This window comes from Paenibacillus sp. 7541, from assembly GCF_002276395.1.
In the GTDB taxonomy this organism is placed as follows: Bacteria; Bacillota; Bacilli; order Paenibacillales; family Paenibacillaceae; genus Paenibacillus_AQ; species Paenibacillus_AQ campinasensis.
The window spans coordinates 31,859-45,591 of sequence record NZ_NQLZ01000005.1 but is presented as its reverse complement, the minus strand read 5'-3'; the positions used below and the strand labels follow the sequence as shown (position 1 = coordinate 45,591).

The following is a 13,733-nucleotide window of genomic DNA, read 5'->3' as shown; positions in this document are numbered from 1 at the left end:
CTTCCTCAGTAAGGAAATCCAACCCAAATTTTTAGAGACTTCTCCAAAAAATTCAGGATCGCTTACAGAGGAAGCGCCGCTTGAAACTATACACCCGCGCTGACAAGTTCCTCCGCACGCTTCAGTGCATCCGCAAGCTTCGAGGCATCTTTCCCTCCGGCCTGAGCCATGTCAGGACGTCCGCCGCCGCCGCCGCCGCATACAGAAGCAACCTCTTTAACCAGCTTCCCGGCATGGTAGCCTTTCTTCACAAGCTCCTGCGGCACCGCGACTACAAAGTTGACCTTCTCTCCTGCCTTGGCGCCAAGAACCAGAATAACATCCGGCAGCTTGGTCTTCAGCTCGTCTGCAATGGTGCGCAGGGCGTCCATACCGCCTGCCGAAACTTCAGCCGCCAGTAAGGAAGTATCTCCCACTTGCTTCACTTTATCCGTCAATTGTCCAGCTTCAATCGCGCCGAGCTTCGCCTGCAGCGATTCGTTCTCACGCGCCAGCTCCTTCACCTGCTGATGCAGACCTTCAATCCGTTTAGGCACATCGGTCACGCTGCTCTTGAGCAGCCCGGCCGACTGCTTGAGAAGATCAAGCTGCTCCTCCGTATATTCGTAAGCATAACGGCCGGTGACAGCTTCAATACGGCGCACGCCGGAGCCGATGCCGCTCTCGCCGAGCAATTTGAAGATGCCAATCTGGGCCGTATTGTCCACATGGCAGCCGCCGCACAGCTCGATGCTGTAATCACCGACCTGGACGACGCGCACGATGTCGCCGTATTTCTCACCGAACAGCGCCATCGCGCCCATCGCTTTCGCTTCGTCGATCGGCTTGTTGTCAATGACGACCGGCGTCGCCTTCCAGATCTGTTCATTCACACGGCGCTCAATGTCCGCCAGCTCCTCTGGCGTAATGCTGCCGAAGTGAGAGAAGTCGAAGCGCAGTCGCTGCGGCTCCACAAGCGATCCCGCCTGGTTGACATGGTCGCCGAGCACTTCTTTCAGCGCTTTGTGCAGCAGATGTGTCGCCGTGTGGTTCTTCACAACGTCCTGGCGCTGCGAACGGTCAACCTGGGCTTGTACCGTTTCATTGACCTTCAGCTCCCCGGATTCCACCGTAACGACATGGACATGCTGTCCATGCGGAGCCTTGAACAGCTCCTCGACGCGAGCCCGGGCCGAGCCGCTTTCGATCATCCCCTGGTCGCTTACCTGGCCGCCGCTTTCAGCGTAGAACGGTGTCGCATCCAGAATGACCTGTCCCGTCTCGCCTTCGCTGAGGCTGTCCACGAACTGGTCGCCGGCAACGATCGCCAGCACCTTCGCTTGATGGACCATGTCGCTGTACCCAACGAAAGCACTCTTCTCCGTGTAATCCGACAGCACGCCGCCCTGAATGTTCATGCTGCCAGTCTCATGCCGGGCAGAACGGGCACGCTCGCGCTGCTCCTGCATCGCCGCATCGAAGCCTTCGCGGTCCACGGTCAGCCCGTTCTCGGCCGCATAGTCCTCAGTCAGGTCAAACGGGAAGCCGTACGTATCATACAGCTTGAACGCATCGCTGCCGCTGATGACCGTTTTGCCCTGCTTCTTCACCTCGGCCGTAATATCGGCCAGAATATTCAAGCCGTCGGACAGCGTCTTGTGGAACTGTTCTTCCTCTGTCCGGACCACTTTTTCGATGTAATCCCGCTTTTCAATAACCTCTTTGTAGTACACGCCCATGATATCCCCGACGATTTCGGTCAGCGAATACATGAACGGTTTATCCAGACCCAGCACCTTTCCGTAGCGAACAGCGCGGCGCAGCAAGCGGCGGATTACATATCCGCGGCCTTCATTGGAAGGAAGCACGCCATCTCCGACAGCGAAGACCACGGTACGGATATGGTCAGCAATCACTTTCAGCGCCACATCGTACTCTTCCTTCTCCTTATACTGTACCCCGGCAAGCTTCGCTGTTGCCTGAATGATCGGCTGGAACAGGTCTGTGTCGAAGTTGGAGTCCACATTTTGCAGAACGGAAGCGAAACGCTCCAGGCCTGCGCCGGTATCGATGTTTTTGTTCGGAAGCGGCGTGTAGCTGCCGTCCTTGTTATGATTGAACTGGGAGAATACGAGATTCCATACCTCAAGGTAGCGCTCGTTCTCCCCGCCAGGGAACAGCTCCGATTCCGGTGCGCCCTTGCCGTATTCTTCACCGCGATCGTAGAAGATTTCGGAGCAAGGACCGCAAGGGCCTTCCCCGATATCCCAGAAGTTGTCCTCCAGCTTGATGATGCGATCTTCTGGAAGCCCTACTTTCTCCTTCCACAGTCTGAAGGCTTCTTCATCCTCCGGATACACCGTCACCGACAGGCGATCCGGATCAAAGCCGATCCATTTCTTGTCTGTCAGGAACTCCCACGACCATACAATCGCTTCTTCTTTAAAATAATCACCGATCGAGAAATTCCCCAGCATTTCGAAAAAGGTGTGGTGGCGGCGGGTTTTGCCGACATTCTCGATATCGTTGGTGCGAATGCACTTCTGGGAGTTGGCGATTCTCGGATTATCCGGCTTTACACGCCCGTCAAAATAAGGCTTAAGCGGCGCCATCCCTGCATTAATCCACAGCAGAGACGGATCGTTGTGCGGAACAAGAGAAGCACTTGGTTCAATGTTGTGACCTTTTGAAGCAAAGAATTCCAGCCATTTGGAACGAATCTCACTAGCTTTCATCATCTAATCCTCCAGTTCATAATGTATCGCTTCGGCAATATCGCCGAAAGCGCAAAAACGCCCCTGAATAAATCAGGGACGAATATTCTCGCGGTACCACCCTGGTTATCGGCCGCTGTTCCAGGACATGCCCCCCGCACGGAAGGGCTGCCTGGCGAACGCAGACGATCGCCTTATTGCTGCTGATAACGGGGGCTCCCGGTGAATTTGACTCACACTCGAAAATTAGCGTTTCGGTCTGGGACACTTTCAGGTTCTCGCAGCCAGACGGTCATTTACGTCAGGAACCTGTTCTCTGGGCAAGGCACACCAGCCTACTTGATTCTCTCATCGTTTTCATCCATATGCGATTTCCTATCGCGGTTAACTTCCATACTTATAACAACTTATAAGATGATTTTGCATTTTTAAGTATATCGACGCCTCTTCTATCTGTCAATGGACCGCCGCACCCCAGCCAACCTGTCAGGCTGACTTTCTCCGTACATAATAGGCAAACACGTGCTGAAGCAGCACCTTGAGCGCCGCCAGCACTGGCACGGCCAGGATGAGGCCGATCGTTCCGGCAAGCTGCCCGCCAACGAGAAGCGCAAAGATGATCAGAATCGGATGCAGATGCAGCTTGCGCCCAACCACCTGCGGGGAGATGACATTGCTCTCCAGCGTTTGACAGATCATGTTGACGATCGCCACCATCAGCACCATTCTCCACGAGATCGTAGACGCCATAATCAAGGCCGGAGCCGCCCCGAGAAACGGGCCGAGATACGGAATGATGTTGAAGATCGCCACAATGCTGGCGAGCAGCAGCGCATACGGCATCCCAATAAGCATGTAGCCGATGTAGGCGAGAATTCCGATGATCAGGCACACCAGAAATTGTCCGCGAATGTAATTGCCAAGCGCCGTATCGATCTCCTTGAGCAGCGTCACAATCGCCCGGCGGTGTCCCCGCGGCAGATAGGCGACCACGGTGCGCTGGAACACGTCGAAATCTTTCAATATATAAAAAATCAAAAACGGAATAATCATCACATTAAACAACACGCTGATCGTATCCCCGATATTGTTAAGAAAGGTCGATATCCCTTGTGCCAGCCTGTTCTCCATCTGAAAAAACCAGCTGTTGACCCCTGTCCGCACCCCCGGCGGAATCAAACGGCTATCCAGGTTCGTCATCAGAGTCTGCGCGTTCATCGAAATTTCAGGCAAATGCTCGCTCAGCTCCTCCAGCTGGCGAATCAGCATCGGGATCATATTGATCAGCACAACGGCCAGCAGCGTCAGAAACACGGCATAAATGAGCAGGACGGCGATGCTGCGCGGCACTTTGCGCTCCGACAGCATGCAGACGATCGGATTCAGCACATAGGATATAATCATGGCGACCGCGAACGGGGCGAGAATCGCCTTCAGGAACCGGTATATGTCCATAAACATCGGCCGCAATAGCCAGACAAAATATAAAGATATCAATCCGATCAGCAGCCAGATCATGAAGCGGAACCACTTGCTCCCCGTCAGCTGTTCCACAGGGCCATCTCTCCTTTTTTCCAGACTTCCCCTGTAGTATGTGTTCAAGACCTCAGAATTAATCGGTCCCGCCCGTCCGCACCATCACAAAAAGGGCCTCCGCAAGCCAAGCAGCTTGATCAGAGACCCTTGAAAGCAAGTAAAACTCGCTATGTAGCGCCCTCGCCCGCGATCAGGAGGACGCGTGAATATGAGGAAACTCCTGAACCTCATCGCCGAAGAACAGATCATCCAGCGAGCTGAGCGTTCCATCCTCTTCTACCTGATAAACAGACATTTTCTCACCGTTTACCGTCAATTCAATAAAGCAGCCCCAGCAATAAAATTGGTGGGAACCGATCTTTCCAATATCCTTGGAATTGCAGTTTGGACACTTCATCCTACTTCACCCTATCCGTTCACAAAATTAATGGCTTTTTCCAGTCGCTGTTCACTCATCGGCGGCACCATCACCGCATGTTCACCGATTACCATGTCCATGGTGCAAGGCAGCCATTTCCGGCCTTCAATAAGATCCGATACAAAACCGTCGGAAATTTCCAATCCTAATATTGTATTGCCCTTTTCCTGCTCAAAATAAACATCGCATATGCGCCCGAGCAGTACGCCGTCCTCTGTCAGGACCTGCATCTCCTTCAGCCTTCGCTTCCCGACATGGTACGTATAAGGGATGTGGCCTGTCCCAAGCTTCTGGACCGCCTCCCGGCTGCGGATCATGACAGCATCTTCACCGTAAGCCGTAATATCCTCCCATGCGATGAATTTCACATAAGAAGAGAACAGCGCCTTGCCTTCCAGCTCCAAACCGGTTATCAGCCATTTACCATCTAGTATAAAATCGTGGATTCTGCCAACTTCCTTGCCGCTCTCCACGTCGAATACAGCCAGTCCTATCATTTCTTGAAGCTTCATATAACGCTCGGACACCTCCTCATCCTATCGTAATTTGGATCTCAAACGCCAGGCGGCTTTATGATCAAAGCCATCACCAGCTGGTCAAAACCTCGTTTGATATCCTCGGATGAAATGGATACATTCATGCCCCCTTCCAAGTCCACGGAGAAATCCTAACCTTTATTTACGCAGCCGATTAAGGATGGTTCCAATTTTTTGGGCAGTATACTCCATTTCTTGAGTAGTATTACCCAAACCGAAACTAAATCGAACCGCCGAACGCAAAACATCATCCGGAAGTTTCATCGCTTGCAGTACATGGGAGATTTCCAGAGATCCTGAAGTGCAGGCCGAGCCGCTGGCTGCGGCAATGCCCTCCATATCGAGGTTCATCAGCATCGTCTCTGTTCCCACGTCGGGAAAGCTGATGTTTAATATATGAGGAAGGTAATGATCAGGGTGTCCGTTAATGACAAAAGCTTCTTCGCCGACCTCCCGGCGCAGCGCTGCAATCAGCGAGCTTCGAAGCTCCTCCAGTCCGGCACGCTTGGCTTCCGCCTGCGATACCGTCAGTTCCACGGCAGCGGCAAAGCCGGCAATGCCCGCCATATTCTCTGTACCCGCGCGGCGCTTCTTCTCCTGAAGCCCTCCGAACAGCCGGGCTTTAAGACCGATTCCGCTCCGTACGACAAGTGCGCCGATGCCCTGCGGGCCGTTAATCTTATGGGAAGAGAAGCTCCACAGGTCAACCGGAAGCTCATGGCAGACGATGGGCACCGCACCCAAAGCTTGGACCGCATCGGTATGGAACAAAATGCCGCGGCTTCGGCATAACTCCCCGATCTCGCGGATCGGCTGAATGGTGCCAACCTCGTTGTTGCCATACATGATAGTCACCAGCACGGTGTTGTCCTGCATAGCCGCTTCCACATCCTCAACCGCCACGCGTCCGTAGGCGTCCACAGGGACATAGGTCACTTGACAGCCTTGGCTCTCCAGCTCCTCGCAGGTATGCAGAACCGCATGATGCTCAATCGCAGAGGTAATGATATGCTTGCCCTTCAGGCCAAGCGATTCCACTACCCCGAATATCGCCAGATTATCGCTTTCGGTTCCACCGGAGGTGAACACAAGCTCTTCCGGCAGGCAACCGAGTCTGGCGGCAATGCTGTCGCGGGCGCCATTCACTATTTTTTTGGCCGAACGGCCGTACTGATGGACGCTGGATGCATTGCCGTACTGTGTGGTTAGTATATGGATCATGCGCTCCGCAACTTCAGGATGAACCGGCGTCGAAGCGGCATGATCCAGATAAATTGAACTCATGACAACCACCCTTATATATAGAACATGTAATTATCCGAAGCCGATTGCTCGTGATAATTAATCAGGTTGTCCAAGGTGGTGGAATCAAGCACCTCAGCGATGCTGTCCCGGATGCGCAGCCACAGGTCCCGCTTGGCCGGATCGTCTTCCTCCGTGAAATCCACCGGCGAGATCGGACCTTCCAGAACGCGAATCACGTCTCCGGCCGTAATGGATTCCGGTTCGCGCGACAGGATGTATCCGCCGTATGCTCCGCGAATGCTCTTGACCAGCCCGGCATTGCGCAGCGGCGCAATCAGCTGCTCCAAATAATGCTCGGATAGCTGATTCTTCTCGGCGATGCTCTTCAGCGAAGTCGGACCCTCACCGAATTTGGCCGCCAGCTCCATCATGATGGTTAAACCGTATCTTCCTTTAGTTGATATCTTCAAAGGTGACACCTCACTTCAAATTTATAACCGTGCCTTATCGTTTGGTTGTTGTTGTACATTAAGCGGGTATTAGCCGAAATCTGACCCTGATGCCGATGCTTGGACCGTTAACCCCAAGTTTTCTCCTTATTCCGATCATTACCCTCAGCTTATGGTAACATATCTAGGGTGCAAATGGGTAATCTTCCGTCGGAAATTACATAAATTGTTCACCGTGGGTGGACAATACGAGACATGTCTAAGCTTGCAAAAGTGTGTTAAAATACGTCCATGGGCACAATTTCATACGAAAATGGTGATGACGATGTCAAAAGACAAACAAAACACGCGTATCGTTGTCGGCATGTCCGGGGGCGTCGATTCCTCCGTAACCGCTCTGCTCCTGAAGCAGCAAGGTTATGAAGTCATCGGCATCTTCATGAAGAACTGGGATGACACTGATGAATTCGGTCATTGTACCGCTGAAGCGGATGCCGAAGATGTCCGCCGGGTATGCGAACAGCTTGATATACCGTACTACACTGTCAATTTTGAAAAGGAATACTACGATAAAGTATTTTCCTATTTTCTTGATGAATATAAGGCCGGACGAACGCCAAATCCCGATGTCATGTGCAACCGGGAGATCAAGTTCGGAGAGTTTCTGAACAAAGCGCTTGATCTGGGTGCTGACTATGTCGCGACCGGCCACTATGCGCGGGTCATTGAGGAGGACGGTCAATATCGCCTTCTCCGGGGCGTGGACAGCAACAAGGACCAAACCTACTTCCTCAATGCGCTGAATCAGGACCAGCTCTCCAAGGCGATGTTCCCGATCGGGCATCTGCCGAAGCCGGAGGTGCGCAGACTGGCCGAAGAGGCGGGCCTGTACACGGCCAAGAAGAAGGACAGCACCGGCGTCTGCTTCATCGGCGAACGGGATTTCAAGGAATTTCTTAGCCACTACCTGCCTGCCCAATCGGGTGATATGGTTGATATCGTATCCGGCGAGATTAAGGGCCGCCATGACGGGCTGATGTATTATACGCTCGGACAGCGCCAAGGTCTTGGCATCGGGGGATCAGGCACGGGAGAGCCTTGGTTTGTAGCCGACAAGGATTTGGAGAAGAACATTCTCTATGTCGTGCAGGGGGATCACCCCAGCCTGTATTCCACAGGTCTGACCGCTTCCGGGATCAGCTGGATAGCCGGGGAAGACGCCATGCCCAAAGACGTCTTCACCTGCACCGCCAAATTCCGTTACCGCCAGCCCGATCAGGAGGTCACCGTCACCCGCCTGGAAGACGGCAACGTCCATGTCGCTTTTGCCAAACCGCAGAAGGCCATTACGCCAGGTCAAGCGGTCGTGTTCTATCAAGGTGACGAATGTCTCGGCGGCGGAACGATTGAATCTGCTGATAAAGTCCCTTATTAACAGGCTCATACGATACAGAAAGACACGCATTGCAGCAGGCATTGAAGCTTGCGCAATGCGTGTCTTTTGTCGTCCCGTTTCATCCTTAACGCTACAATTCAATCTCCACCACCCGTCCCTGCCGGACACTCTCGCGCACATCAACCAAACGCTGATTGCGGCTGCCCCGGAAGGGAAGGGACACATCCTTCTCTGCGGCGATGAATTTTCCATCCACAATAACGTCGCACAGCAGCGCCAGCTGCTTCAGCTCCGGACGCTTCACCAACGCTTCGAACGTAAAGCCGGTGTATGCCCACACATTTTTGTCCGGACAGCGCGCTTTAAACTTGATCAGGAATTCCGCGCACTCCTCGGCAGAGAAGAACGGATCGCCTCCGCACAGCGTAATACCGTCCAGCAGGGAGTTGGTCTTCACGTCGCCGATGATTCGCCCGGCCATTTCCTCCGTAAACCGCTCCCCAGCCTGAAAATCCCAGGACGCCGGATTAAAGCATCCGGGGCAGGCATGCTTGCAGCCGCTGATGAACAGCACCGCCCGCAGCCCTGCGCCCTCATTGATGCTTTCCGGAATATAGCCGCAGATGTTCACAGATGCTTCACCCGGTCCCGGACCTCGGCCTGCTTGGCCGAATTGAAGCGCTCGGTATAATTGCCGGTCAAATACCCGGTCACCCGGCGCAGCCGCTGGAAGTGCACCTCCTGCTCGCCTGCGCCGCATCCTGGGCACGCCGAACCGATAATGCCTTCATAATGGCAGGAAGGACAGCGGTCGAGCGGATGATTGACGGAGAAGTAACCGATATCTTCCTCGAGGGCAAACTGCACGATACGCTTGAAAGCGGCGGTGTTCATTCTCGCATTCCCGTCCAGCTCCACGTAGGAGATGGCCCCGGCGTTGCACAGCTTGTGGAACGGCGCCTCCAGCTTGATTTTCTCAAAGGCCGAAAGCTTGTAATACACCGGAACGTGAAAGGAATTTGTATAGTACTCCTTGTCTGTCACGCCGGGAATGCTCCCGTACTCCGCCTGATCGACCGCCGTGAATTTACCGGACAGACCCTCAGCAGGGGTAGCGAAGAGCGAGATATTCAGATTGTACTTGTCGCTCATCTCATCGCAGAAGCGGCGCATGCGGGAAATCATCTCGAGACCAAGGCGATGGCTGCCTTCGTCCTCCCCGTGGTGCTTGCCTGTCAGCGCCTTGAGGCATTCGGCCAGTCCGATAAAACCAAGCGCAAGCGTGCCATGCTTGATCAGCTCGCGAACCTGATCGTCAGGACCCAGCGAGTCTCCGCCTTCCCATACCCCTTCGCGCATCATGAAATCCGATGCTTTGGCCGGCTGCTTCGCCTGAATCTCAAACCGGTGGACAAGACCTTCCACCGCGATGTTCATATAGCGATCCAATTGACGGAAGAAGCCTTCCAGATCCGGTTCAGTTCGTTTGCCAAATACGATGCCGGATTCCATCCCGAGGCGAACCAGATTAATCGTATTGAAGGACAGGTTGCCTTTGCCGCTGAGCCGGTTGCGTCCGAACCGGTCGGAAATGGTGCGGGTCCTGCAGCCCATCGTGGCAATGATCGTATCCGGATCATCCGGCTGATAATACGGCAGGTTGAAGGAAGCATCCACATTGACAAAATTCGGATACAGCCTCCGGCTGGAGCATTCCACCGCCTTCAGGAACAGATCATAATTCGGCTCCCCTTCGGCCTGGTTCACACCCTGCTTGCACTGGAAAATATGCTGCGGGAATATCGGCGTCTCGCCTCGGCCCAAGCCATCGATCGTTGCATCCAGCAGCGCGCGGGTCACCAGCCTTCCCTCGGTGGAGGTGCACATGCCATAGTTCAGCGAGGTGAACGGAATTTGACCGCCGGCCCGGCTGCTCATCGTGTTCAGATTGTGTATCAGCGACTCCGCTGCCTGCTTCGTCTCATGGACGGTTTCCTCATAGGCATAGGCATAGGTTCGCGGATACGCGGCCTTCAGGGACATATTGTCTATGTAAAGCTCACCATCCTCGAGCAGATGGGCCAGGCTGCCGTCTGCAGACCCTTCATGAGCTTTCCCGCTCGTCTCCCCGAGATAGAGCAGCCCTTTGCGGAAATGTCTGCGAAATGATTTTCCGACATATGGGGCCAGATCCCAGTCGATTTTATTGGCCGAAACCCCGCCAAACTGACTGTTCTGCTGGGACTGAAAAATAATGGCCACAAGCGCCATCGCGGTCATGATGCTCTGCGGCGGGCGCACCGATCCGTTGCCGGTATTAAAGCCTTTAGCCAGCAGACGGTCAAACGGGATAAAGATGCAGTTGGTCGTTCCGAGCGCATATTGATCCAGATCATGCACATACACATAGCCGTCCTTCACCGCCTTGTACAGCTCCGAAGGAAGAACAAAGCGGTTGGCGATCCATTTGGCGTATTCGGATCCGATGCGGCTCATCTTTCCACTGAAGGATTCCCCGTTCAAATTGGCATTCTCCCGAAGCAGATCAGGATTCGCTGCACCGATCACATCACTGCTGATTTTGTACAGCTCCCCTCTCCTGATCCGCTCCAGATCGCGGGCATCCCGATATTGGCTGTAGGCATCCGCCACTTCCCCATACTGGCTTTCCCTCAGAGCCTGGATGACACAATCCTGAATATATTCCACCGTGAGGCTCTCTGCCTCCGCTACCCGATCCGTCACCTGCTGCCCGATGCGGACCGACACATCGTCTTCAGCGCTGCCTTTGACTGCCCGAAAGGCCTTGTTCACCGCTCTCACGATGCGTGACATATCAAATTCAGTCAAGCTCCCATCCCGCTTCATTACCTGCAACATCTTGATCAATCACTCCCCTGCCGAAATTCAAACAAATCAATATATTGTATGCCAGAACAAGATAACATCAATATGTTGATTTATTCTGTAACAAAAGTCACTGTTTGTTCGAGCAGGATCCGAACGGCTCTGTTTAAGTGCCGGCGAGGCTTGGCCTGACGGCGTTTTTCAAAAAAATTATGATCCATATCATCCGTAGAGAAGTCACATACATGGAGAACACCCCGAGTCCGAATGAGACACGCAAAAAGAAGCTGACCTCCAATCACGATAGTGATCCGAGCCAGCTCCTTTGTTCAGCGGTTATCTATGGATATATTAACTCTCTGCCGGCGGCAGCGGCGTCCGGGTTGGGGCGGCATAACCTGTCTTGTACTTCTCGTCGATGGCGGCCCGGATATCGGACAAGTGCATTCCCTCGCTTCTCATCAGTGCGGATTCCACCGCAATGTCCAGGCAGACGCCGCAGCGGGTGCCATGATCATCCCACTCGACACTGCCGTCCTCCCGGATTTCATGAATGAAGCAGTTCAGATTGCTCTGATGACCGGCGCTATCGCCGCAGCCGCAGTAGCATGGCATGTATTCAAGCACATCGCTGACCTGGGCAGCCAGAGCATAAATCGTCCGCATCTCGCTTACCGCCCCATCCAGGAAGGTTGGAAGTTCCTCGATCGAAGCGGTGACCTCCCGCAAATCTCCGCTCGCATGATGGAGATGGTCATGCTCCCCCGGCGTGTCCCCGGCTGCATGATACTCCTGCTCAGCCCCGGCGGGCGAGCCGGCCGCAGCGCTATCAGAGTCGGTCGTCTTGCCCGCTTGGCAGCCGCCCAGCACAATCGCTGTGGACAGCAGCAGAATCATATAACGCGACATCTTTCTTGTCATTCCTATTTCCCCTCCAGCACAATGAATCGTTCATACGAAGCGCAGGGCCTGGTTACTCACTCCGGCGAAGGCGCTGGTTATGGGCGATCTTGGCCTCATTCCCCTGCTCCGTAGCCTGATAGAACACCCGATTGTTCAGCTCCTTCGGCAAATAATCCTGTTTCACATAATGCCCCGGATAATCATGCGGGTATTTGTAGCCAACATGCCCCAGCTTCACCGCGCCTTTATAATGCGCATCCCGCAGATGAAGCGGAACCTCGGCCGACTTCACCTCATCCATGGCAGACATCGCTCTGGATATCGCATCCACAACCGCATTCGATTTCGGGCTTTCAACCGCAAACAGAATCGCCTGGGCGATATTCAGCTTTGCCTCCGGCCAGCCGTTGTTCCGGTACGCTTCCAACGCGCTGACCGCCTGCACCATCGCCTGTGGATTGGCAAGGCCGATATCCTCGCTGCTGGCGGCGATCAGGCGGCGAAGGAACACCATCGGGTCCATCCCGAGCTTCTCAACCGCATACAGAAACCAGAACAGCGCCGCATCGCTGGAGCCGCGGATGCTCTTATGAAAAGCGGACAATACATCGTACTGCGTAGACTCATCCGCCCGCACGGTCGGTCTGCGAATCGATTCCTCCGCCACCTCCAGCGTAATGTGGATGCTGCCGTCCTGCCCCGGGGGCGTGGTGAGCGCGGCCAGCTCCAGTGCATTCAGCGCGCGGCGAATATCGCCGTTAGCCATGGAAGCAATATGATCCAGCGCCGCATCATCCACCTGAAGATCCATAAAGCCCAGCCCTCTGTCCTCGTTCGCCAGCGCTCTTCGCATAGCGATCATGGCATGATCCCTGTTCAGCGGCTCCAGCTGAAACAAGGTTGAGCGGCTCATCAAGGCCCCGTTCACATAGTGAAACGGGTTCTCCGTAGTCGCGCCGATAAAAATAATCGTCCCGTTCTCCACCGCCGGCAGCAGCGCATCCTGTCTGGAGCTGTTGAAGCGATGGACCTCATCGAGGAACAGAATCGTTTTCGTTCCGTACAAACTTTTGTTGCTCTGGGCCTGCTCAATCACTTCCCTGACATCCTTCACAGACGCCTCAACGGCATTCAGCCGCACAAAAGCGCCCTTCGTCTGTGTAGAGATAATGTGAGCGAGCGTTGTTTTTCCACATCCAGGCGGGCCATAGAGAAGAATCGAGGAGACTTGATCAGCTTCAATGGCTCTTCTCAGCAGTTTGCCCGGGCCTATAATGTGCTCCTGCCCGATATATTCATCCAGCGTTTGCGGACGCATACGGTCAGCCAGCAGCCGTCCGTTCCGGTCCTCTTCGCGACTTAAACTGAACAAATCCATGCCGTTTAACACTTCCTTGTCTGAATTCAAGCTTGTCCATCCATGCCGATATGTGAACATGCGTTTCTATTTATCAGCCTATATCATAACATATTCACCGAGGCCGCGCCCATCATCCGTGGATGATTGCGATTCAGCATCATAGCTGCTGGATGAAGGTGAACAAACCCGGGGGACACAAAGAAAAAACCGAAACCACAGCCCTTGGGACCATGGTTTCGGAGGTGGTGACATTCTGCCGGTCAGAACAGGCTGCGCATATCCGTCCACGCGGCCCGCCTTCCACGGCTCCTCGTATAGCTGGCAGCTCTTTCATGAACGGGCAGCCCGCT

At 54.2% G+C, this 13,733-nt stretch carries 11 protein-coding genes; 1 reads left to right on the top strand and 10 read right to left on the bottom strand.

Features of this window, described 5'->3' with window-relative positions:
• Positions 1–86: 86 nt before the first annotated feature.
• The 6 genes from alaS to cymR all read right to left on the bottom strand — a co-directional run bounded on the left by alaS (position 87) and on the right by cymR (position 6,898).
• Positions 87–2,714 carry an alanine--tRNA ligase gene (gene alaS, locus CHH75_RS02525; RefSeq protein ID WP_095397373.1) on the bottom strand — a complete coding sequence of 876 codons (2,628 nt, stop codon included), beginning with the start codon at positions 2,712–2,714 and terminating at the stop codon, positions 87–89.
• A gap of 465 nt (positions 2,715–3,179) precedes the next feature.
• Positions 3,180–4,247: an AI-2E family transporter gene (locus CHH75_RS02520; RefSeq protein ID WP_095262960.1), complete on the bottom strand. Its 1,068-nt coding sequence runs from the start codon at positions 4,245–4,247 to the stop codon at positions 3,180–3,182.
• A 172-nt stretch (positions 4,248–4,419) separates the two neighbouring features.
• Positions 4,420–4,626: a hypothetical protein gene (locus tag CHH75_RS02515; RefSeq protein ID WP_095262959.1), complete on the bottom strand. Its 207-nt coding sequence runs from the start codon at positions 4,624–4,626 to the stop codon at positions 4,420–4,422.
• 11 nt (positions 4,627–4,637) lie between these two features.
• Positions 4,638–5,159 (bottom strand): PRC-barrel domain-containing protein, encoded by a 522-nt coding sequence (locus CHH75_RS02510; protein WP_095262958.1) that lies wholly within the window; start codon positions 5,157–5,159, stop codon positions 4,638–4,640.
• A gap of 162 nt (positions 5,160–5,321) precedes the next feature.
• The gene (locus CHH75_RS02505; protein WP_095262957.1) at positions 5,322–6,467 is read right to left on the bottom strand and encodes a cysteine desulfurase family protein; all 1,146 of its coding nucleotides are present in this window, start codon (positions 6,465–6,467) and stop codon (positions 5,322–5,324) included.
• Positions 6,468–6,478: 11 nt separating this feature from the next.
• Positions 6,479–6,898: a cysteine metabolism transcriptional regulator CymR gene (gene cymR, locus CHH75_RS02500; protein ID WP_095262956.1), complete on the bottom strand. Its 420-nt coding sequence runs from the start codon at positions 6,896–6,898 to the stop codon at positions 6,479–6,481.
• A gap of 298 nt (positions 6,899–7,196) precedes the next feature.
• Here cymR and mnmA point away from each other — a divergent pair, with 298 nt between their 5' ends.
• Complete coding sequence (mnmA, locus tag CHH75_RS02495; protein ID WP_095397372.1) at positions 7,197–8,312, top strand: tRNA 2-thiouridine(34) synthase MnmA; 1,116 nt, start codon at positions 7,197–7,199, stop codon at positions 8,310–8,312.
• 91 nt (positions 8,313–8,403) lie between these two features.
• Here the strand turns inward: mnmA and nrdG are convergent, their stop codons facing one another.
• From nrdG to CHH75_RS02475, 4 genes are all read right to left on the bottom strand, one after another.
• Positions 8,404–8,904, bottom strand: coding sequence for an anaerobic ribonucleoside-triphosphate reductase activating protein (gene nrdG, locus CHH75_RS02490; protein ID WP_095262954.1), 501 nt, complete (start codon positions 8,902–8,904; stop codon positions 8,404–8,406).
• Complete coding sequence (locus CHH75_RS02485) at positions 8,901–11,108, bottom strand: anaerobic ribonucleoside triphosphate reductase (RefSeq protein WP_244908041.1); 2,208 nt, start codon at positions 11,106–11,108, stop codon at positions 8,901–8,903. The genes nrdG and CHH75_RS02485 overlap by 4 nt, the downstream gene beginning before the upstream one ends.
• A 363-nt stretch (positions 11,109–11,471) precedes the next feature.
• A complete protein-coding gene (locus CHH75_RS02480; RefSeq protein WP_255222945.1) occupies positions 11,472–12,041 on the bottom strand; it encodes a PCYCGC motif-containing (lipo)protein in 570 nt (189 codons plus the stop codon).
• A 52-nt stretch (positions 12,042–12,093) separates the two neighbouring features.
• Complete coding sequence (locus CHH75_RS02475; RefSeq protein WP_095262953.1) at positions 12,094–13,401, bottom strand: replication-associated recombination protein A; 1,308 nt, start codon at positions 13,399–13,401, stop codon at positions 12,094–12,096.
• Positions 13,402–13,733: the final 332 nt, after the last annotated feature.